Below are 20970 nucleotides of genomic sequence, written 5' to 3' on the forward strand. Positions count from 1 at the left end.
TTGAAACCGCCAAAATGGCGGTTTTTCTTTTTTCATAGAGAGATCGCTAGAATAAATATTTGGAAGATACGAAACACCTAATTTACAAATGAAATATTTTGTAAAAAATAAGAATATTCTCTCATTTACTCCAATATGAAACAATCGTATCATTTTTGATATAGGACATAAAGGAGGAATATGATGAAAAAGGTGAAAAAATTAATCCCTTCACTACTCGTTTTTGGTGCTTTAAGTGTGCCTAGTTTTGCCCATGCAGCATCTGATTCAGTACTTACGTCTGATTATGACATGGTGACTTCTGACGGAAAGGTGATTTCTTCAGCTGACTTCCACAACGATATGAAAACCCCCTCATCCTTTGACAAAGTGGATGATCTCTCTTCTACTATTGGCGAAAAAGTAAAACCACTCACAAAATATTTAAAAGACTTTCAAACAAAAGTAGTCATTGGAGACGATGGTAGAACAAAAGTGACGAATACAAGAGTAGCACCCTACAACTCTATTGCTTATATTACATTTGGTGGGTCTAGCTGCACCGGAACACTCATTGCTCCAAACAAAATATTGACAAACGGACACTGCGTCTACAATACAGCCACAAGAAGCTATAGTGCAAAAGGGTCTGTCTACCCAGGCATGAATGACAGCACAGCCGTGAACGGCTCAGCAAACATGACCGAATTCTATGTACCAAGCGGATATATCAACACGGGGGCGAGTCAATATGATTTTGCCGTCATTAAAACAGATACGAACATTGGAAATACGGTCGGCTATCGCTCTATTCGTCAAGTGACAAATCTAACAGGTACAACGATTAAAATTTCTGGATATCCAGGTGATAAAATGAGATCGACTGGCAAAGTGTCACAATGGGAAATGTCAGGTCCAGTCACGAGAGAAGATACGAATCTCGCATACTATACGATCGATACATTTAGCGGAAACTCTGGCTCTGCGATGCTAGATCAGAACCAACAGATCGTCGGGGTCCATAATGCGGGTTATTCAAACGGAACGATCAACGGCGGACCAAAAGCGACTGCTGCCTTTGTTGAATTTATCAACTATGCGAAGGCGCAATAAAAATAGAACAATCAGCTTGTTTCCTTTACAGGGGACAGGCTTTTTTTATCGTCAAATGCAGAAAAGTTTCTTTTTTTGTTCATCACTATTTCATATTTACAAGCTATGCTGAATGAAATAAATGAAAAAGAAAGAAGAGATATGAGTGAAAAATAAAAAAATAGATATGATATTGTTGTTGATTTTATTGATTGCAGCTTTTCTCTACACTTATCAAATTTGGCAGAATGACAGTGCCAATCAATATTATTTAGCTGCAGTCAAAAGTATGTCCAAAAGCTTCCATCACTTTTTTTATGCCTCATTTGATGCGGCTGGATTCGTATCAATTGATAAACCACCCGTCGTTTTATGGATTCAAACCATCAGTGCACTTATTTTTGGCTTTCATACATGGAGTGTGATATTGCCGCAGGCACTTGCTGGAGTGGGGTCTGTTCTTCTTCTTTATCTCATGATAAAACCGGCTTTCGGTCAAGGTGCTGCAAGGGTGTCAGCGGCCGTTATGGCTCTCACGCCAATTGCCGCAGCTGTAAGCAGAACGAACAATATCGACAGTATGCTTGTCTTCACATTACTTGCGGGTACATATTTCTTGATGCGTGCTGTAAAAAGCGGAAAGATGCGCTGGCTTCTTATGGCCTTCGCTTTGGTAGCGGTAGGATTTAATATGAAGATGCTGCAAGCGTTTATGGTCGTTCCAGCATTTATTTTCTACTATTTTATTGCTGCTCGCGTACCGTTAAAAAAGAAAATTTTCTCTCTCTTATGCTCGATCGTCGTATTAGTCTGCTTATCTCTATCGTGGGCAGTTGCTGTAGATATGACAGCTGAAAGTGAGCGCCCTTATGTGGGAAGCAGCCAAACAAATTCAGTGTTAGAACTTGCCTTTGGTTATAACGGCACGGAACGGCTGCTTGGTCAGACGACAGGGAAATCCTTTGGTGACATGAATCAGCAAGCAGGTATGGTGATGCCAGACAATTCTGGATTAGGGAATTCGTCAGAGGATCAGTCAAACAGAAATCAGCCGCCTCCATCCCAAAATCAAATGATGCCACCTCAACATGGTTCAGGTAGTGGTTCTCCGCCTGGAAGTGCTGTAGGTCAACAAAGTATGAATATGTATGGCACTGGGAATCCCGGTATATTTCGTTTATTTCAATCTGCATTGTCAGGTCAAATCAGTTGGATGCTGCCGTTTGCTTTGTTTGGGCTTTTAGGGATGATCATCAGCTGGTGGAATGAGAGAAAAGCACAATTAAATGAATGGAAACAAACGATGTTTTGGACAGCATGGCTGATTCCTGCTGCCGGATTCTTTAGTATTGCGGGTTTCTTTCACCATTACTATCTCATTATGCTTGCCCCGCCTATTGCAGCACTATGCGGCATAGGAGCTAAGAAGATGGGAGAGTTATTTAAGGCAAACAAAGGAGTATCTGCGTATTTGCTTCCAGCAGCAATCGCTGTTACAGCCATCTTCCAAGGGTATATTTTGAGTAACTATACGACTCAAATCAGTAGTATTTGGATGTATGCCATTGCCATTGCGGGAACAAGTATCGCTATCCTATTGCTGATGTACAGAGAAAAACAATTGATCATGAAACGACTGCTCATCACTGCTTTGACAACGCTGTTACTGTTTCCAGGTTTTTGGTCCGCCACCCCAATCATATATGGTGGAAATGCTGTTCTTCCAGAGGCAGGTGTACAGCTGGCTAGTTCACGAGGTGGGAACATGTTTACATCTAGTGTCGATCAAGGCTTACTCACTTATTTAAAGGCTCATCAAACAGGTGAAACGTATTTATTTGCAACGCTTACGACTGTTACCGCAGCGCCATATATCATTGACGAAGATGAGAATGTCATGGCTTTAGGCGGTTTTAATGGGACAGATCCTATTTTGAATGTCAACAAATTAAAAGCACTTATTCAACAAGGAAAGGTGAAATACTTTTTATTACCAGACAATCAGTCATCAGCTAACAGCAAATTGGTTAGCTGGATTAAATCACATGGTACAGTCATCTCATCTGAAGAATATAAACGATCCACATCAGCTGAAGAGGGGATGCCATCCGAGATGTCTTCACAAAACGAAACATTATATAGAGTAGATGAAATATCTTAAGTAGAACAAGGCGAATGATGAAGAGATCATTCGTTTTTTCTTATGGATCAGTATCCAGGAAGATTCAGCTCATGTTTTTCACATGTCATCACTCAGCCACTCATACATTAAAAATGACTCATTCCCTTCAAGTCAACATCATTTCATCAAAAGTATGAGGAGGTCACGAGCTTTTGAAGATGAGAAAAGGCTGGATCGCTGCTGTCGTTCTTTGTTTTGTCATTTGGATGGGTGCGTTATTAGGTGGTTTTGGAGAGGATCGTTCCGCAAAAGGAGCAGATCGTTATGATCATGTGATTCAATTTCCTAAGGAACGGTATCCTGAAACAGGCAGTCATATTCAAGAAGCTATTCGAAAAGGGCACTCAGACGTGTGTACCATTGACCGAAATGGGGCAGATGCCCGCAGGCAAGAATCATTAAAAGGAATTCCCACAAAACCTGGTTTTGACCGGGATGAATGGCCGATGGCGGTGTGTCTTGAAGGAGGAAAGGGGGCAAGCGTTCAATATGTCAGTCCATCAGATAATAGAGGCGCTGGTTCATGGGTCGGGCATCAAATCAGCGGGTATCCTGACGGGAAACGAATTTTATTTATTGTCAAATAAACATAGACAAGAGGCTCCTTGAGAGGGGGCTCTTTTTGTTCAACAGGAGCGTATTCGAGCTAGCAGGTACAAAAGATTCAATGGTACAATCAATCCATCAGGTACAAAGACTGACAAGTAGAAAATGTGAAGGGACATATGCTTATGGAAAAGAACCGTGCATTATACGATTTTTTCATGCAACATGCAGAGAAACTGACTGAAACATGGTATGAATCAATTGAGGATGATGATCCAGAATCCATTTATCGTTCAACAGATTCCAGCATCATAGCAGAGCTTAAACGGCAAAATCAAGATTATTATCAGCATTTTATCCGCGCACTTATTGAAGACAAGACGTATTTACATACGAAATTTAAAAAATGGTCTGAAGACTTAGCAAGTGATCCGAAGCACTTGAACACACCATTAGATTACGTCGTGAGAGAATATATGTCCAATCAAAGAGTGGTTCTTCATTACTTAAAAGAGTTTATAAAACAGCATCAAGGTGATATTGACATTGATCGAATATTTTATTGGTATGATTTGATATCTGAGGCATTTAACATTTCGATTCATGTCTTTATTCAGCAATATGTGAAAAATACCACCAAAAAACTCGTTGCACAAAGAGACATGATTTATGAGCTGAGTTCTCCAGTCATTGTGTTAAAAAGTCATGTTGCCTTATTGCCTTTAGTTGGAGATATTGACACTGCGCGAGCAAAGATTATCTTAGAAAATACATTAAAACAGTGTTCGCAAAAAGGTGTTCAACATTTATGTATTGATTTATCAGGTGTCGTCATCATTGATACGATGGTAGCACATCAAATCTTTGATCTTGTCACGTCACTTCGGTTAATTGGGGTTGATACGACCATTTCAGGGATTAGACCAGAAATTGCTCAAACGGCTGTACAGCTTGGACTTCCTTTTAATGAATTTCAAACGGCTTCATCACTTGCTCACGCTTTAGATCGTATGACTGAATTTTCATCCATATAAAAACCAGGCCTAGTAAACGGCCTGGTTTTTATTTAGATCACAGCGTCAATTTTTGTTACTTTCCACTCGTTTTGTACTTTCTCGAAAGTGACAGTACGTTTTACTTTGCGTCCATCAAGTGTTGGAACTGTGAATTCGTATGTGCGGATTGTACTTTTCTTAGAGACGAGTTTAGGTGTTGCCTTATCCCAATTAAGCATATTGTCTCCGTCACCAACTGGCACAGCCATTTTTCCTTTATGAACGATGAACTGATAGTCTTTTAAACCGTGAGTAATGGCATCTTTTGTGAAAACTTGAGATAGATAGCTGTTTAGTTTTTTCTTTGTATCAAATGTTTTAGACAGGTAGTTGTAAGTCATATCTTTATAAGTAAATGATTTTAATTTGTAATCTGAATGCTCTTTAATGTTGTAGCCTGACATCGCACTCCAAAAGTGTTCTCTTGCATCAAGGGCAATATGTAACGCTTCTTTATTTGTCAAAGCGGCTGATTTTTTGGAAGCGGCCAGTGTTGTTGTTTGTAATGAGATCATAAGCATAATAGCGGTTAATAAAACAAATAATTTTTTCAAGGCGATTGCCTCCTTTTCTCAATGAAAACTTCTTATGTTACAAATGTTACAATAGTTACAGAGATATTACAAGTATTAAATCTAAATGTTTTTTATTTCTTTTCTTTCTATCTATATAACGTTTGAGGGAGACAAAAAGTTTTCATTTTTTTATTTTTTTCTTCCTCATTAGTATTTAACCGTTCTAAAGAAGAATAAAACGTCTTTTGGAAAGATTTCTATTTGTCTCCTCAACACTCTTTTTTTATGTATGACATATACTGTCGTGATGAATGTCTAAGAAAGTGGTGTTTAGTATGTATAATCCATATGAAGGTACGTGGAATGGGTACTTGTACGATCGGCAGGTACAAAGCATGCCGGCGTTTCCTATTTCTCAAGTTGGAGGATTTCCCGGTTTGCCATTCGGAGGGACTGGGCAAGGTGCAGGAGGACAATCGGTCCCGCCAGCCCCGCCGCAGCATATCATCTCGCAATATCAACAAGCAGTCTCTCAGCCTCAAAGTATGCAGCCGCTCATTGCGGGGCAGAGTGTAGGCGGAAGCCAGCAAACGGTTCAATTTGCAGCTGGATGTAATAGAAGGTGGACCATTGTGTTCCTTAGAAACGGTCAAGTATTTCTCATGTATGTTCTTTCCTCGCAGCCTTTTGGCCGTACAACGGGTTTCATATGGCCGAACTTTACATTTGGCTCGTTCCCAAGCTCCAGTATTCTTGCATATTCTTGTTCATAAAAGAAAAAGCCGGCTCTCATCAGCAATTGATGAAATACCGGCTTTTTTTAATGAATATTTCTAAATACGCCAATCACTTTACCTAGTATACTCACATTCTGTAAAATAATCGGTTCCATTGATGGATTCTCGGGCTGTAATCTAAAGTGTGTATCTTCCTTATAAAAACGTTTCACTGTTGCTTCATCTTCTTCTGTCATAGCCACCACAATATCTCCATTGTTGGCAGTGCTTTGCTGACGCACAATGACGTAGTCTTTGTCCAAAATACCTGCATCAATCATACTTTCTCCCATAATTTCAAGCATAAATACTTGTTCATCTGGCGCTGCAAAAGTTTCTGGAAGTGGGAAATATTCTTCTACATTCTCAACAGCCGTGATAGGCAAGCCTGCTGTGACTTTTCCGATGACTGGAACATTCATTACAGCGCTTTTTGGAATATTCATTTCCTCTTCATCTAGTACTTCGATCGCTCTAGGTTTCGTTGGGTCTCTTCTAATTAAACCTTTCGTTTCTAGTCTAGCTAAATGTCCATGGACAGTTGAGCTGGATGCTAGACCGACAGCTTCGCCAATTTCACGAACGGATGGGGGATAACCCTTGCTTTTTACTTCTTCTTTTATGAATTTCAGGATATCGAGTTGTCTTTTTGATAGCTTCGTCATCTTTTGCACCTCAAAACGTCAATTTTAAAGAAATTATAGCATGTTTTTCCTAACAGTACAAACATAGGTTCGAAAAAAACGTTTGACAGAAACGTTTGTTCGTATTTATAATGAGTGTCAGAAAGAACGAACACACATTCTATTAGGAGAGATGACATTATGAGGTTAAAGGAATCTATTATTTTTATTGGGCTATTCTCATTCATCGTTGGCATATTTCTCTCACTTATTGCAGTCACTAGCCATAATGATCCAAATCAATATGTTAAAATAGAGGTTCAATCAGGTGATACTCTTTGGGGATTAGCTGATCAAGTAAACGACAGTAAATCAATCGATAAAAATGCTTTTATTGACTGGGTAACTGAACACAATGATCTCGCTTCAACTGACATCCAGCCGGGAGATATCCTTGTGATTCCAGTTAAAAAAGAGCATCCAGTCGTATATCAACTTGCAACAGTACAGTAGAAAGGTCGATTGAAGACATGAATGCAATCATTTATGCGAGAGTAAGTACTGCCAAAGAAGAGCAAGAAACCTCGCTTAAAAGACAAGAAGAAGAACTGCTTGCTTTAGCTGCAGCGCACAAGATGAATGTAGTCAAAGTGATTAAAGAAAAAGCGAGTGGATACGATCTTGATCGTGACGGTGTTTTTGACATGCTGGCTGCGCTGAAAGAGGAAGAAATCGATGCTGTTCTCATTCAAGATGAGACACGCCTTGGAAGAGGGCAGGCGAAAATCGCTCTTCTTCATTGTCTGTTTAAAGAAAAAGTCAAGGTGTACAGCGTATTTCATAGAGGAGAGCTTGAGCTTTCAGAAGCAGACGAGATGGTCATTGAAATTGTAGGCGTTGTAGAAGAGTATCAGCGTAAAATTCATAATTTGAAAATTAAGCGTGGGATGAAAAAAGCTGTTGAGCGAGGGTATCAACCCGAACTAAATTTAAAACACCAAGAACAGGCGCCTGGCCGCGAACGTATTGAAGTACCGATTTCTGAAATTGTTCGATTAAGAAAAAACAACATGACATTCGCTGAAATTGCAGTGACATTGCAGGCACTTGGTTTTGACATTTCAAAAGCAACCGTCCATAGAAGGTACCAAGAATATGAAAAAGGGCTTGCGACTTAAAGCGTGATTTGTTGTAAAAATGACTGATATTTAGTAGTATGTAGAGAAAATGTTTTAAAGGAGTTTGTCATGATTTCTAAAGAACAGCTTGCAAGAATCAATGAGCTTTCAAAAAAGTCGAAAGAAGCCGGTTTGTCGGACGCTGAGAAAACAGAACAGAAGCAATTAAGAGAGGAATATTTAAAGGCTTTTCGTTCTTCTATGAAAAATACACTCAAAACCGTGAAAATCGTCGATCCAGAAGGAAACGATGTCACACCAGAAAAATTAAAAAGAGAAAGAGACCAGAATCTTCATTAAAGGTCATCATTTCTTTATTTTTGAAAAGATGGGAGGAATATTCTCATCTTTTTTCATATTTGCATAAGTTTTTAGGTGATCGATAAACTAAATGTGACAAAATCCTTCTTTTTCGGCGTGAAATAGTTGTGAAAAAAGGACAGTAGATTTATGATAATGGTGTACACAAGATACGGAAGGGGATTTATATGGAAACGATTGAATTGAAATCTATTGCAACAATACGTACTCTCTCCATAGACGCAATTGAAAAAGCGAATTCCGGTCACCCTGGAATGCCGATGGGCGCTGCACCAATGGCATACGCTTTATGGACGAATCACTTAAACGTAAGTCCGCAAAATCCAAATTGGTTTAACAGAGACCGTTTTGTGTTATCTGCGGGACATGGCTCTATGCTTTTATATAGCATGCTTCATTTAAGCGGATACAATCTGAGCATCGAAGATTTAAAACAATTCCGCCAATGGGGAAGCAAAACACCTGGACATCCTGAGTTTGGACATACAGAAGGCGTAGATGCGACAACAGGTCCTTTAGGACAAGGGATTGCGATGGCTGTTGGAATGGCACTTGCAGAAAGACATCTTGCAGAAACGTATAACAAAGATAACTTTAATGTTGTGGATCACTATACATACAGCATTTGCGGAGATGGAGACTTAATGGAGGGCATTTCCTCTGAAGCTGCTTCACTTGCTGGTCATTTAGGCTTGGGCCGTTTAATTGTTCTTTATGATTCAAATGACATTTCTTTAGATGGCGACCTCGATCGTTCTTTCTCTGAAAATGTGAAGAATCGTTTTGAAGCGATGAATTGGGAAGTTCTTTATGTAAAAGACGGCAATAACATTGACGAAGTGACGGCTGCCATTGAAAAAGCCAAACAAAGTACAGACAAACCTACACTTATTGAAGTGAAGACGACGATCGGTTTTGGATCTCCAAACCGTGCGGGAACGTCTGGGGTGCACGGTGCACCGCTTGGCAGTGAGGAAGCGAAGCTAACGAAGGAAGCTTATTCTTGGACGTTTGAAGAAGATTTCCATGTACCTTCTGAAGTGTACGATCATTTCAAAACAGCTGTTAAAGACGCTGGACAGAAAAAAGAAGCAGCGTGGAATGAACTGTTTGAGCAATATGAAAAAGAATATCCAGAACTAGCAGCTCAGCTGAAGCTTGCGATTGAAGGAAAACTTCCTGAGAATTGGGATCAAGAGGTTCCTGTTTATGAAGCAGGTTCAAGCCTTGCCTCTCGTGCTTCTTCTGGAGAAGTATTAAATGGCATTGCAAAACAAGTACCATTCTTTATTGGCGGGTCTGCTGACCTTGCTGGATCAAATAAAACAACAATCAAAGATACAACTGACTTTGGCAGAGAGAATTACGCTGGCAGAAACATTTGGTTTGGTGTGAGAGAATTCGCAATGGGTGCAGCATTAAACGGTATGGCACTTCACGGCGGACTTCGTGTATTCGGCGGAACATTCTTTGTTTTCTCAGACTATTTAAGACCTGCCATTCGTCTTGCTGCATTGATGGGACTTCCTGTCACTTATGTATTTACGCATGACAGCATTGCGGTTGGGGAAGATGGACCAACGCATGAGCCAGTTGAACAGCTCGCTTCATTACGTGCGATGCCTAACCTTTCTGTGATTCGTCCAGCTGATGGAAACGAAACAGCTGCAGCATGGAAAATTGCTGTATCTTCAACGAATAAACCGACAGCGCTTGTTCTTACTCGTCAAAACCTTCCAACGATTGATCAAGCACCAGAGAAGGCGTATGAAGGCGTAGAAAAAGGTGGATATGTCGTCGTTGAAGCAGCTGATGCACAGCCAGAAGCTCTTCTACTTGCTTCAGGATCTGAAGTAGGTTTAGCCATTGAAGCGCAAAAAGCACTTGAAAAAGAAGGCATTCGCGTTTCTGTCGTGAGCTTACCTGCATGGGATCGCTTTGATGAGCAGTCAGACGAATACAAAGAGTCCGTTCTTCCTAAAGCAGTGAGAGCACGTGTTGCAATCGAAATGGGTGCTTCACTTGGCTGGGAACGTTACACTGGCCTTGATGGCGATGTGATTGCGATTGATAAATTTGGCGCTTCTGCACCAGGCGAAACCATTATTGAAAAATACGGTTTCACTGTCAGCAACGTGGTGAGCCGCGTAAAAGCAAAGCTGAATAAATAATCAGTCTCCAAGCATCATGCTTTTTTGCAGTCGGTTTGCAGAGCTTTTCACTATGCTCTGCAAACTTTTTTCTTTTTTCTTGTTTTTTTGACAAAACTAGTTTCTTCTTGCTTCATATATAGACAATTCTTTCTTTCACATTTTTGTATAATACAAGCAATAAGCGAGATTGACGAAATGTGAAAGGAAGGGATAGACATGGAACGCCATTATTATATTTATTGGATTGAGGATGAGTTTGCTCATCATTATTTTGGTAGAGAATCTATTTTGTTTCATTTGTTTGAATCGTTACACTGGACGAACCGCAGTGATGACGAATTAGTCATGCTTGTTAAGCAAGTGGATTATGTAACGAAACGAATCCCTGCTTTTCATATGCACCAGCGTTTAATGAACAATTTAACCAACATTCACTATACACAAATAGGCTCAATATACAGTGCATCGCTGCCAGATGGAAAAGGCACAGCCGCATTCATTATAAAAGACCGTTACATTCAAATGTCTGCCACAGGCAGTTATGAGGCAGAAGCGGTGTTTTTTGAAGTACTCAGAAAAATTAGTCCTTGTTTCCTGGCTATGGACTTTGGATCAAAGAAGCATGGGTGGCTCAATCCGGTAAAAGTGATGAATTTTGTTTAAAAAAATAAAATTGAACGTGAAATGTTGTATAATAGCCTTTTGTTTAGTACACTTTATACGAGACAACATGAAGGAGGAAGAATTATGGATTTATGGGTTGTCATCCTTGTAGGCGTTGTTGCACTGCTTGCAGGAGTTGCACTCGGATTCTTTATTGCTCGTAAGTATATGATGAGCTACTTGAAAAAGAATCCACCAATTAATGAACAAATGCTTCGAATGATGATGATGCAAATGGGCATGAAACCGTCCCAAAAGAAAATCAATCAAATGATGAAAGCCATGAACAACCAAGCGAAATAATACGTACGTTATTATGATCATAGATGGAACATGGTCCCTAAAGATTGGACAAGCGATGTCCTTTCTTTATTGAAGTCACCTTCATCAGACGCATAAAACCACTGTACTTGCATGAATAAAGCAGGGAAAGTGGTTTTTATTTTGCCGTGAACCGTCCGTTAAAGACAAAACAAAAAACCCCTTGTGAGCAGAGGTTTTTGTTTCTTTTATTGTCACACATATCAACTTTTCTAAAATCGTGCGGCATTTGTTTCTATCTTGAGATATCATTAGTTGGCTGAGTTTGAGTGTAAGTGTCGTTGATATTGTAAGAGGAGATGATCTAGCTGCTGGCTATGTTCGATGGTCACTGTTGACGTCATCCCATTATGCAAGACAACTTTCATCAACTCTTCTCTTTTTTCTTCAATTTGAGTTAATAATGATGTTTTTACCAAAGTCATGTTCCTTTCATGCAAATCTTGATAAAAAGAATCGGTTCTATTATATCCATTTTAAGGTTTATTTTCAAATTTAAAGGGTTTGGTATCTTGATGTCAAATTAAATTATATAAGGTTTTAAGAGATTAGACCATCTTTATTGAGATGATGTAAAAAAAATGAAATGAATTTGTCATCTCTTATTGTATATTGTAAGAAGGGGGTGTTCTTTTGTCAGATTTGAATTACTTTTTAGCGTTTGGAGCAGGGTTTCTTTCTTTTATCTCACCGTGCTGTCTGCCACTTTATCCAGCCTTTTTATCCTATATTACGGGCGTTAGTATAGATGAAGTGAAATCTGAGAAGGTGATGCTGAGAAGGAGAAGTCTTCTTCATACATTATTCTTTTTAATTGGATTCTCTCTCATTTTTATTGCCATTGGATTTGGGACATCGTTTGTTGGGAAGTTTTTCATTGAATATCAAGATGCGATTCGTCAAATTGGTGCCATTCTCATTATTTTCTTTGGCTTTATGATTCTTGGTGTATTTCAGCCTTCTTTTTTAATGGGAGAAAAGAGGTTGCAGTTTAAGAATCGTCCAGCCGGTTTTTTTGGATCGATTCTCATCGGAATGGGTTTTGCTGCTGGTTGGACACCATGTACCGGCCCGATTTTATCAGCCGTCATCACACTTGCCAGCAACAAGCCAGAGTCCGCTGTGACCTACATGATTGCGTATGTATTAGGTTTTGCTATCCCATTTTTTGTTCTTTCCTTTTTCATCACAAAAATGGCTTGGATCAGAAAGCGTCAGCAGCTCATTATGAAAACTGGCGGGATTATTATGATCGTGGTAGGAATCTTGCTGTTCTTTGATCTTCTGACGTGGATCATTATTATGTTCTCATCATTATTTGGAGGATTTACTGGTTTTTGAAATCGTTTTCTACAGTCGCGGCGAATGGTTTTTTTTCGTCAATTGGAGTATATTATACATAGGCTGACCTTAAAGAATAAAGGAATGATTTGATATGATGATCATAATTTCTTCTATAGTGGCGGTATGTATGGCGGTAGCCGTCATGTTTATTCGCATTAAATCATCTGCAAAACCTGCAACCGCGAAAAAAATTATTTTACCTCCTATCTTTATGAGCACTGGTGCACTGATGTTTTTTGTGCCAATGTTTCAAGTAACTGGAGCTGAATTTTTAGAGGCGATTACTGTAGGGATGTTTTTCTCTATCTTTTTAATTAAAACATCGAAATTTGAAATTAGAGGCAATGAAATCTATTTGAAGCGTTCAAAAGCATTTGTGTTTATTCTCATTGGGCTTCTTGTCCTTCGTATCGGAATGAAGACGATTTTAAGCTCTTCCATTGATTATGGTGCGCTTAGCGGGATGTTTTGGATTCTAGCCTTTGGCATGATTGTCCCTTGGCGGGTTGCGATGTATTTGTCGTTTAGAAAGATGTCTAAACAATTAGATGTGCAGCAGGCCCAAATAAATTAAACCTCCTTTTTAAAAAGGAGGTTATTTTAATAAAGATTCATATGGTGAATGGTCGATCTTTTTTTCTTGAAGGCGCTTTAGTAGAAATTTATGATCCCGCTTCGGTGTAGCGATAATATAGCCGCGAATGATTAAGTCTAAATTAATGCTGGCCGCTTGTTCTTTAAGTGCCAGCTCGCCAATTTTACCGGCGATTTTTTCTTTGGCGACGTCTCTAAACAGCTCTGGAACCGGTAATACTAGCTCATTTAATAGCTGTTTGTCTTCATCGCGCCATAGGTGCAGGCTCTTTTGAATATATTCATCCTGCCAATCAAGCTCTGATTTCCCGTCTTCTTTCGGCAATCGTTTTAAAAACTTGCGAAACATAAAAAAGCCACCGATTGCTAGTAATCCAATCATCACTGTACCCCAAAATAAAATGAACCACAAAAACCAGCCGCTTAACATGTTCTCACTCCCTATATCCCTTCTCTCTACTCTATTTTACATGAAGGGAAGGTAGAAGAAAATAACAAAAATGTATGAGTTTTTTCTCTATAAACGCCTTTTTTGATCAAGAGGCGCCCATTTACTAGAATGACCCAAACCATTTAGTAGAAAAGGAATACATTATTGTATAGCGACTCTACTATTTGGCCATGGTGGTTCGCACAAGGTATTGACTTGAAACGAACGGAAGAGAGCCCGCCTGTATACAGGCGGGCTCTTAATGTTTGAAGTGCGGCATTTGAAAGGAAAATGCTCCGTCTTGACGATGGGCATCCTTTTTGATTTTGATTGATATGATTCTGTTTTCGTAATCTGTATCAATGTCTTTGTCATTCAAATAAAAAGGGAGCATGACACTTTTTTCAATCGGCTGTTCTCTTTCATCAATCAAATAAGCGAGGATGAGCTCACATCCGGAAAAGGTCAGTTTTAAATCAGTGATCGACAGGGTGGAGAGGTCGATCTCAATAATATAATCACGGCTCGTTTCATAAAGATCTATTGGGAGCTGTTCGTCATACCATGCAAAAGGATCGTCCATTAATACATTCAGCCAATCATCTATTTCAAGAAAATCAGAGGAATTCACTTGCTTTTCATTCTCCATAAACACTCCTCCATCACATCTCATAATAAATCATATGATAAAAGCTGAAATGTGTGAAAGACCTAAAACATCCCGTTTGGTCACGGGCTTAAGAGAGAATGTTTACATATCATGATGTGAATTGTGCTTTTGTCTTGTATGGTTGCGATTTTTCACTTTTTTACTGCCTGATAGTGGCTCAGGTTGCCCGCCTTGATGCTCTTTAGGAGAGTTTTGACGTATGTCTTTCCCAGTGTTTTTGTCCGTCATCATTTCTCACTCCTTTCTTATTGGTTTTTTTTACGCTTTTTATTGTTTTGCTTTTGTTCTTCTGTTAAAACGAGCTGATCATTTTCTATATAGCCTGCACCATTTCCTTGGCTTTTGGCTGCGTTCATGCCGTCAATGACATGATTTGCTTTTCTTTTTGTCATGTTCTATCACCTCAGCATTAGTATGAACCCGTGCTGCTCAGTTTATGAAGAGTAATCATTTCCTCATGATAAGCTAAACTTATTGAATTTAATAAAAGCATTGTTATTTACTTATGTATGAATTTGTTTTAAGATGAAATTGTGAGAAAATTGTGGTGAAATACGACGATTTTTCTGAGAATTGAAATTGATCTTGATCATCAAAAGGGGGATTTTGGACATGTCGAAACAGCAGCAAGTCGCTAAACAAGACGCTTTTCAATCTAGAAAAACGTTTTCGACAAATGGGAAAACGTATCACTATTATTCGTTAGAAGCACTAGAGAAACAAGGAATCGGAAATGTTTCTAAGCTGCCTTATTCCATTAAGGTACTTTTAGAATCAGTGCTTCGCCAAGTAGACGGTAGAGTGATCAAAAAGGAACACGTTGAGAACTTGGCAAAATGGGGAACTGCCGAGGTAAAAGAAATTGATGTTCCATTTAAACCTTCTCGTGTTATTTTACAAGACTTCACGGGTGTACCAGCCGTCGTTGACCTTGCTTCTTTAAGAAAAGCAATGGCAGATGTGGGCGGAGACCCAGATAAAATCAACCCTGAAATTCCAGTTGACCTGGTCATTGACCACTCTGTACAAGTCGATAAAGCTGGAACTGAAGATGCATTAAACATTAACATGGATTTAGAATTCGAACGTAACGCAGAGCGTTATAACTTCCTTAGCTGGGCAAAGAAAGCGTTTAACAATTATCAAGCTGTTCCGCCTGCAACAGGGATCGTTCACCAAGTGAACTTAGAGTATCTTGCAAGTGTTGTTCATGCAATCGAAGAAGATGGCGAGATCATCACTTACCCAGATACATTAGTTGGTACTGACTCACATACAACAATGATTAACGGTATCGGTGTACTTGGATGGGGCGTTGGCGGTATCGAAGCAGAAGCTGGAATGCTCGGTCAGCCTTCATACTTCCCAGTACCAGAAGTCATTGGGGCTAAATTAGTTGGAGAGCTTCCAAACGGAACAACTGCAACTGACCTTGCATTAAAAGTGACACAAGTTCTTCGTGAAAAAGGCGTAGTGAACAAGTTCGTCGAGTTCTTCGGACCTGGTGTTGCACAATTGCCGTTAGCAGATCGTGCAACGATTGCAAACATGGCGCCAGAATACGGTGCTACTTGCGGATTCTTCCCAGTAGATGAAGAAGCGCTAGCTTACCTTCGCCTTACTGGACGTGATGAAGAGCAAATTAATATCGTTGAAGAATATTCTCGCGCAAATGGCTTATTCTATACGCCAGATGCAGAAGAGCCAATTTTTACAGATGTTGTGGAAATTGATCTTTCTCAAATTGAATCAAACTTATCTGGTCCAAAGCGTCCACAAGATTTGATTCCACTTTCTAAAATGAAAGAAACGTTCCATCAGCACATTGAAAGCCCAGCTGGTAACCAAGGGTTTGGCTTAGAAAAATCAGAGCTGGATAAACAAATTGAATTTGATCTAGCAAATGGTGAAAAAGCTGTGATGAAGACAGGTGCGATTGCGATTGCAGCGATTACGAGCTGTACGAATACATCGAACCCATACGTCTTAATCGGAGCAGGTCTTGTTGCGAAGAAAGCAAGTGAGCTTGGCATGAAGGTGCCAAACTACGTGAAAACGTCACTAGCGCCAGGTTCTAAGGTTGTAACAGGATACCTCGTGAACTCAGGACTTCTTCCATACTTAAGAGACCTCGGATTTAACATCGTTGGGTATGGCTGTACAACTTGTATCGGAAACTCAGGACCGCTTGAAAAAGAAATTGAAGATGCTGTCTCTGAAAATGATCTGCTGATCACTTCTGTTTTATCAGGTAACCGTAACTTCGAAGGTCGTATCCACCCGCTTGTAAAAGGAAACTACCTTGCATCTCCACCATTAGTTGTGGCTTATGCACTTGCTGGTACGGTGAATATTGATTTAACAAAAGATCCGATCGGTGTCGATAAAAATGGCGAGAACGTTTATTTCAATGACATTTGGCCATCAATGGATGAAATCAACAGTGTCGTGAAAAGCACTGTCACACCTGAGCTATTCCGTTCAGAGTATGAAACTGTTTTTGACAACAATGACCGCTGGAATGAAATTAAAACGACGGACGATGCATTGTATAAATGGGATGAAAATTCCACATACATTGATAACCCGCCATTCTTCGAAAACTTATCAGTTGAACCTGGTAAAGTTGAACCACTTAAAGGATTGCGCGTAGTGGCGAAGTTCGGTGATTCTGTCACAACAGACCATATTTCTCCTGCTGGAGCGATTGGTAAAGACACACCTGCAGGTAAATACTTGCAAGAAAGAGGCGTATCGCCTAGAGACTTTAACTCATACGGATCTCGCCGTGGTAACCACCATGTTATGATGAGAGGTACTTTTGCAAACATCCGTATTAAGAACCAAATCGCACCAGGAACAGAAGGCGGGTATACAACGTACTGGCCAACTGGTGAAGTGACATCCATTTATGATGCATGCATGCGTTATAAAGAAGATGGAACTGGTCTTGCGATCTTAGCAGGTAAAGATTACGGAATGGGTTCTTCTCGTGACTGGGCTGCAAAAGGAACAAATCTTCTTGGAATTAAATTCGTTCTAGCGGAAAGCTTTGAGCGTATCCACAGAAGTAACCTTGTCTTCATGGGTGTACTTCCTTTACAGTTTAAAGATGGAGAAAGTGCAGAAACTTATGGACTAACAGGAACAGAAACATTCGAAGTAGATGTTGATGAAACAGTTCGTCCGCGTGATCTTGTCACTGTAAAAGCAATTGATACAGATGGCAACGAGAAAACATTTGAAGTAATTGTTCGCTTTGACAGTGAAGTCGAAATTGACTACTACCGTCATGGTGGTATCCTTCAAATGGTATTGCGTGAAAAATTGGCAAGCAACTAATAAAGCAAAGAAGAGAAGGCGATTAGACAGCTTTCTCTTCTTTTTTAACATAGTGGAGGATCAATCATGTGGAAAAAAGGAATGGCAAGCGCTGTTTTACTTGTGTTGATTGGTTTACTTGCATGGAATGTATTCGGACCAAAAGAACCTGCCATCGGTCTTGAAACAGGGGACAAAGCCCCTGATTTTGAGCTCAAAACCCTTGATGGCAAAACGGCATCGTTATCTGATTATCGAGGGAAAAAAGTACTCCTCAATTTTTGGGCGACATGGTGTAAGCCTTGCCGAACAGAAATGCCAGATCTAGATGCAATTAGAAGTGAAAATGACCAAGTTGAGGTACTAGCGGTGAATTTGACGAACACTGAAAAGAGTGTGGATCACGTCGCCTCATTTATTGATGAACTTAAGGTCAGTTTTCCTGTTTTATTAGATCAAAAAGGTATTCAAGCAAGATATCAGGTACTTTCCTATCCGACGACATACATACTAGATGAAAAAGGGCGTATCCTGTCTGTAAAGCATCAAATGCTCACAAAAAAAGAAATTGAAAAAGAGCTGGATCTATAATGATTCAGCTCTTTTTTGCTTATTTTCTAAATGTTTTGGCGAAAATGGTATGAACAGAGTGGAGGTGGTGATAGACATGAGAAGAAGAAAGCGCCGTACATTTGAAGAACTTGTGCTTGAAAATAAAAAAGAATTATTAAGCAATGAGGAATTTTTAAACCAGCTTGAAGAAAAGTTGGAAGAGCGATTTAGACAAAAATAAGTTATGATTTGTCCTTTTTCGTTCATCCTAAAGAAGAGGGAGGGATGAATGATGGGTAGAGAGCATGATAAACAAGCGCAGTTTACACCAGACCATTTAGGGACAAAACCTGTAGCATACAAACGAAATAAAGGTAAAAAGATGCATAATAAATCGAATGAACAGCCTGATGTGATACAGACGAAGGGCGAATAATAGGAGGGAAGCATGATGAATGACAAGTCATATCAATCCAATCCAGATGATCGTTCTGACAATGTTGAGAAGCTGCAGGATATGATCGAAAACACACTTGAAAATATTGATGAATCTGAAGCAGCAATGGGTCTTTCAACAGAGGAAGAAAAGCAGATGATCAAGCAAAAAAATGAAAACCGTAGAACAAGTATTGACGCAATGCGTTCTGAAATAAAGGACGAGGAAGCAGCAAGAAAGAGCGGTTACACTGAATAAACCAGGGATTCCTGGTTTATTTTATTGCCTCTTTTTAGAAGAACCATTTGGAATGTGGTAAAATGTCAGAGACGTTAGGTTTTGATAGGAGAGCGATGAAAACGTGTATGTATCTAAAAAAGAAATAGAAGTCCGTTATGCAGAAACAGATCAAATGGGCATTGTGTATCATGCCAACTATTTAATTTGGATGGAAGTCGGCAGAACAGCGTTAATTAAAGAATTAGGCTTTTCCTATGCCCAGTTAGAGGCAGACGGTGTCCTTGCACCTGTTGTCGATCTTCAGGTTCAATATAAGAAACCACTACTGTACGGTGAAACGGCTACAGTTCACACATGGATAGAAGAATATAACGGCGTGAAAACAGTGTACGGCTATGAAATACAAAAACCTGATGGACAAACGGCTATTACAGGGACCACCTCACATATTTGTGTGGACAAAGAAACCTTTAGACCGATTCAATTTAGAAAAGCTTTCCCTGCATGGCACAGCGTATACGAACAGTCCAAGAAGCAGGTTTGATTCATGGCCTTTGGAATTAAAAGAAGAGATTTGAATGCTTGGAAATCAGCTGTTCGGCAAGGGAATGTGGCCTTTTTGACACACTATTGGCTTGATGACCGTTTTCCGCATGCGAATACTGTCACAAAGGCAGCCTGTCAGGATATGGAGCAATTAATCGCTTGGGGACAAAAGCATGGATTAAAGAAAGAATGGATCCATGTTCGCGAAGGTTTTCCTCATTTTGATCTCATCGGTGATTCGCAAAAACGGATTTTGCAAAAAGAGCGGTTGTTAGGAAACATTCAGGAGTATGGACTTTATATTGAGTGATAAACAAAAAAGATACCCGAGGGATGAGGTATCTTTTTTGTTTATTCATAATGAAATTCTGGTTCTTTCACGGACTCGTTATAATCAATATGCAGATCATGGTTGTCAAAATACCAAATATCACTTTCTTCCACGAAGAAAGTAATGCCTTCTACTTCAGCGGTTGCGCCGGCATTTTGAGGTTCATCTTTTGCGACGCCGAGAGAAAAGCCTTTTTGTACATTACTGCACCCGCCATATCTGACAAAAAAGCGAACATGATCACCTTTTTCTAAATCCAGTTCATTCTTGTACCAATTGAGTGCATCATCTTTTATCGTTAATTTCAATGTGATCGCCCCTTTTTGAAGTCATGCTGTTTTTAAATGCAGGATGCAAAAACAGCTTTTCTTTACTTTTACCACATATTTAAATTGATGAAACGGCTAAAGCCATTTGATTTTCGGTTCAGTTTTGTTGAGAATTCGTTTGAGGTTGGCGATGTGTCTGAAGATCACAAAGCCAGCAAGAACAGCAACAACAATAATTAAAAATAGATCTTGGGTGAATATGCTGTAAATGAATGTGTAGATCCCAGTCAGCATAGATGATAATGAAACATATTTACTAATGTATAAAAATAAGAAAAAAGCAGCGATCATCGTGATAAATAAGAACGGGGCATAAAATAACAGCACGCCGCCTGATGTAGCGACCGCTTTTCCCCCTTTAAATTTTGCAAAGACAGGAAAGCTGTGACCGATAACAGCAGCAACTCCTGCTAATAAGGGATGAATGTCCAGTTGCATGAAAAACGGTAAAGCCGAAGCAAGAGTCCCCTTTAAAATATCAGCTGTGATAACGATGGACCCTGCTTTCACACCTAGTGTACGGAATGCATTCGTCGCACCTAGGTTCCCGCTGCCATGTTCACGGATATCGATTCCCTTTGCAGCTTTCCCGACAATGAGACCTGATGGAATACTGCCGAGAAGATAAGCCAAAATAAACATCAAAGCAATTAACATCTGCATAACTCCTTTATATTCTCCCTCTTGTCTTACATTTTAACATGATCTTATGAAAAACATGGCGATCTTTTTTTGAAAAAAACGATGGCCGATGAATTCAGCTTTGTTTTTAA

At 39.6% G+C, this 20970-nt stretch carries 29 protein-coding genes; 20 read left to right on the top strand and 9 right to left on the bottom strand.

Annotated features, from left to right (window positions below):
- Positions 1-183 precede the first annotated feature (183 nt).
- The 4 genes from MKY11_RS08995 to MKY11_RS09010 all read left to right on the top strand — a co-directional run bounded on the left by MKY11_RS08995 (position 184) and on the right by MKY11_RS09010 (position 4833).
- The gene (locus tag MKY11_RS08995; protein WP_008343827.1) at positions 184-1092 is read left to right on the top strand and encodes a trypsin-like serine protease; all 909 of its coding nucleotides are present in this window, start codon (positions 184-186) and stop codon (positions 1090-1092) included.
- A 145-nt stretch (positions 1093-1237) separates the two neighbouring features.
- Entirely contained in the window at positions 1238-3232 is a 1995-nt protein-coding gene (locus MKY11_RS09000) for a glycosyltransferase family 39 protein (RefSeq protein WP_326111871.1), read from the top strand.
- A gap of 227 nt (positions 3233-3459) precedes the next feature.
- Positions 3460-3840, top strand: coding sequence for a NucA/NucB deoxyribonuclease domain-containing protein (locus tag MKY11_RS09005; RefSeq protein ID WP_224559893.1), 381 nt, complete (start codon positions 3460-3462; stop codon positions 3838-3840).
- 144 nt (positions 3841-3984) lie between these two features.
- Positions 3985-4833 (top strand): STAS domain-containing protein, encoded by an 849-nt coding sequence (locus MKY11_RS09010; protein ID WP_017359585.1) that lies wholly within the window; start codon positions 3985-3987, stop codon positions 4831-4833.
- A 32-nt stretch (positions 4834-4865) separates the two neighbouring features.
- Here MKY11_RS09010 and MKY11_RS09015 read toward each other — a convergent pair whose 3' ends face one another.
- The gene (locus tag MKY11_RS09015) at positions 4866-5408 is read right to left on the bottom strand and encodes an IseA DL-endopeptidase inhibitor family protein (RefSeq protein ID WP_017359584.1); all 543 of its coding nucleotides are present in this window, start codon (positions 5406-5408) and stop codon (positions 4866-4868) included.
- Between the two features lie 296 nt (positions 5409-5704).
- On the opposite strand from MKY11_RS09015, the gene MKY11_RS09020 reads away from it, so the two are divergent.
- The gene (locus MKY11_RS09020) at positions 5705-6142 is read left to right on the top strand and encodes a hypothetical protein (RefSeq protein WP_057079489.1); all 438 of its coding nucleotides are present in this window, start codon (positions 5705-5707) and stop codon (positions 6140-6142) included.
- Positions 6143-6189: 47 nt separating this feature from the next.
- Here MKY11_RS09020 and lexA read toward each other — a convergent pair whose 3' ends face one another.
- Complete coding sequence (lexA, locus tag MKY11_RS09025) at positions 6190-6810, bottom strand: transcriptional repressor LexA (protein WP_007499350.1); 621 nt, start codon at positions 6808-6810, stop codon at positions 6190-6192.
- Between the two features lie 159 nt (positions 6811-6969).
- Between lexA and yneA the strand changes: the two genes are divergently transcribed.
- The 6 genes from yneA (at position 6970) to MKY11_RS09055 (ending at position 11386) form a co-directional block, all read left to right on the top strand.
- Positions 6970-7281: a cell division suppressor protein YneA gene (gene yneA, locus MKY11_RS09030; RefSeq protein WP_007499348.1), complete on the top strand. Its 312-nt coding sequence runs from the start codon at positions 6970-6972 to the stop codon at positions 7279-7281.
- Between the two features lie 17 nt (positions 7282-7298).
- The gene (locus MKY11_RS09035; protein WP_017359583.1) at positions 7299-7946 is read left to right on the top strand and encodes a recombinase family protein; all 648 of its coding nucleotides are present in this window, start codon (positions 7299-7301) and stop codon (positions 7944-7946) included.
- A gap of 69 nt (positions 7947-8015) precedes the next feature.
- Complete coding sequence (locus tag MKY11_RS09040) at positions 8016-8246, top strand: DUF896 domain-containing protein (protein WP_008343816.1); 231 nt, start codon at positions 8016-8018, stop codon at positions 8244-8246.
- A gap of 188 nt (positions 8247-8434) precedes the next feature.
- Positions 8435-10438 (top strand): transketolase, encoded by a 2004-nt coding sequence (tkt, locus tag MKY11_RS09045; protein ID WP_041092713.1) that lies wholly within the window; start codon positions 8435-8437, stop codon positions 10436-10438.
- Between the two features lie 198 nt (positions 10439-10636).
- Complete coding sequence (sirA, locus tag MKY11_RS09050) at positions 10637-11083, top strand: sporulation inhibitor of replication protein SirA (protein WP_041507216.1); 447 nt, start codon at positions 10637-10639, stop codon at positions 11081-11083.
- 84 nt (positions 11084-11167) lie between these two features.
- Positions 11168-11386, top strand: coding sequence for a YneF family protein (locus MKY11_RS09055; RefSeq protein WP_003212379.1), 219 nt, complete (start codon positions 11168-11170; stop codon positions 11384-11386).
- Between the two features lie 269 nt (positions 11387-11655).
- On the opposite strand, the gene MKY11_RS09060 is transcribed toward MKY11_RS09055, so the two are convergent.
- Positions 11656-11823, bottom strand: a complete 168-nt coding sequence (locus tag MKY11_RS09060; RefSeq protein ID WP_008343814.1) for an aspartyl-phosphate phosphatase Spo0E family protein — start codon at positions 11821-11823, stop codon at positions 11656-11658.
- Between the two features lie 214 nt (positions 11824-12037).
- Here MKY11_RS09060 and MKY11_RS09065 point away from each other — a divergent pair, with 214 nt between their 5' ends.
- Both MKY11_RS09065 and MKY11_RS09070 read left to right on the top strand, forming a co-directional pair.
- The gene (locus MKY11_RS09065; RefSeq protein ID WP_008343813.1) at positions 12038-12745 is read left to right on the top strand and encodes a cytochrome c biogenesis protein CcdA; all 708 of its coding nucleotides are present in this window, start codon (positions 12038-12040) and stop codon (positions 12743-12745) included.
- A 94-nt stretch (positions 12746-12839) separates the two neighbouring features.
- Entirely contained in the window at positions 12840-13322 is a 483-nt protein-coding gene (locus MKY11_RS09070) for a cytochrome c biogenesis protein CcdC (protein WP_039167726.1), read from the top strand.
- Positions 13323-13343: 21 nt separating this feature from the next.
- Here MKY11_RS09070 and MKY11_RS09075 read toward each other — a convergent pair whose 3' ends face one another.
- The 4 genes from MKY11_RS09075 to sspO all read right to left on the bottom strand — a co-directional run bounded on the left by MKY11_RS09075 (position 13344) and on the right by sspO (position 14834).
- Positions 13344-13772 carry a DUF2621 domain-containing protein gene (locus tag MKY11_RS09075; RefSeq protein WP_007499335.1) on the bottom strand — a complete coding sequence of 143 codons (429 nt, stop codon included), beginning with the start codon at positions 13770-13772 and terminating at the stop codon, positions 13344-13346.
- Positions 13773-14031: 259 nt separating this feature from the next.
- A complete protein-coding gene (locus tag MKY11_RS09080) occupies positions 14032-14421 on the bottom strand; it encodes an Hsp20/alpha crystallin family protein (RefSeq protein WP_025207398.1) in 390 nt (129 codons plus the stop codon).
- 102 nt (positions 14422-14523) lie between these two features.
- Positions 14524-14670, bottom strand: a complete 147-nt coding sequence (locus MKY11_RS09085; protein ID WP_058337579.1) for a small acid-soluble spore protein P — start codon at positions 14668-14670, stop codon at positions 14524-14526.
- Positions 14671-14687: 17 nt separating this feature from the next.
- Positions 14688-14834, bottom strand: coding sequence for a small acid-soluble spore protein O (sspO, locus tag MKY11_RS09090; RefSeq protein ID WP_017359581.1), 147 nt, complete (start codon positions 14832-14834; stop codon positions 14688-14690).
- 220 nt (positions 14835-15054) lie between these two features.
- Here sspO and acnA point away from each other — a divergent pair, with 220 nt between their 5' ends.
- The 7 genes from acnA to MKY11_RS09125 all read left to right on the top strand — a co-directional run bounded on the left by acnA (position 15055) and on the right by MKY11_RS09125 (position 19847).
- Complete coding sequence (gene acnA / locus MKY11_RS09095) at positions 15055-17784, top strand: aconitate hydratase AcnA (RefSeq protein ID WP_058337578.1); 2730 nt, start codon at positions 15055-15057, stop codon at positions 17782-17784.
- A 66-nt stretch (positions 17785-17850) separates the two neighbouring features.
- Positions 17851-18354, top strand: a complete 504-nt coding sequence (locus MKY11_RS09100; RefSeq protein ID WP_008343807.1) for a TlpA disulfide reductase family protein — start codon at positions 17851-17853, stop codon at positions 18352-18354.
- A gap of 76 nt (positions 18355-18430) precedes the next feature.
- Positions 18431-18556 (top strand): FbpB family small basic protein, encoded by a 126-nt coding sequence (locus MKY11_RS09105; protein WP_003211002.1) that lies wholly within the window; start codon positions 18431-18433, stop codon positions 18554-18556.
- Between the two features lie 51 nt (positions 18557-18607).
- Positions 18608-18751 carry an acid-soluble spore protein N gene (locus MKY11_RS09110; protein WP_008357830.1) on the top strand — a complete coding sequence of 48 codons (144 nt, stop codon included), beginning with the start codon at positions 18608-18610 and terminating at the stop codon, positions 18749-18751.
- A 15-nt stretch (positions 18752-18766) separates the two neighbouring features.
- Entirely contained in the window at positions 18767-19009 is a 243-nt protein-coding gene (tlp, locus tag MKY11_RS09115; RefSeq protein WP_017359579.1) for a small acid-soluble spore protein Tlp, read from the top strand.
- Positions 19010-19112: 103 nt separating this feature from the next.
- Positions 19113-19535, top strand: coding sequence for a thioesterase family protein (locus MKY11_RS09120; RefSeq protein ID WP_008343800.1), 423 nt, complete (start codon positions 19113-19115; stop codon positions 19533-19535).
- A 3-nt stretch (positions 19536-19538) separates the two neighbouring features.
- Entirely contained in the window at positions 19539-19847 is a 309-nt protein-coding gene (locus tag MKY11_RS09125) for a hypothetical protein (RefSeq protein WP_277518434.1), read from the top strand.
- A gap of 41 nt (positions 19848-19888) precedes the next feature.
- Here MKY11_RS09125 and MKY11_RS09130 read toward each other — a convergent pair whose 3' ends face one another.
- Both MKY11_RS09130 and plsY read right to left on the bottom strand, forming a co-directional pair.
- On the bottom strand, positions 19889-20176 hold the full coding sequence (locus tag MKY11_RS09130) for a HesB/YadR/YfhF family protein (RefSeq protein ID WP_008343795.1): 288 nt from the start codon (positions 20174-20176) through the stop codon (positions 19889-19891).
- A 96-nt stretch (positions 20177-20272) separates the two neighbouring features.
- Positions 20273-20854 (bottom strand): glycerol-3-phosphate 1-O-acyltransferase PlsY, encoded by a 582-nt coding sequence (plsY, locus tag MKY11_RS09135; RefSeq protein WP_008343794.1) that lies wholly within the window; start codon positions 20852-20854, stop codon positions 20273-20275.
- Positions 20855-20970: the final 116 nt, after the last annotated feature.

Source organism: Bacillus sp. FSL W7-1085, from assembly GCF_038595035.1.
Taxonomy (GTDB): Bacteria; Bacillota; Bacilli; order Bacillales; family Bacillaceae; genus Bacillus; species Bacillus altitudinis.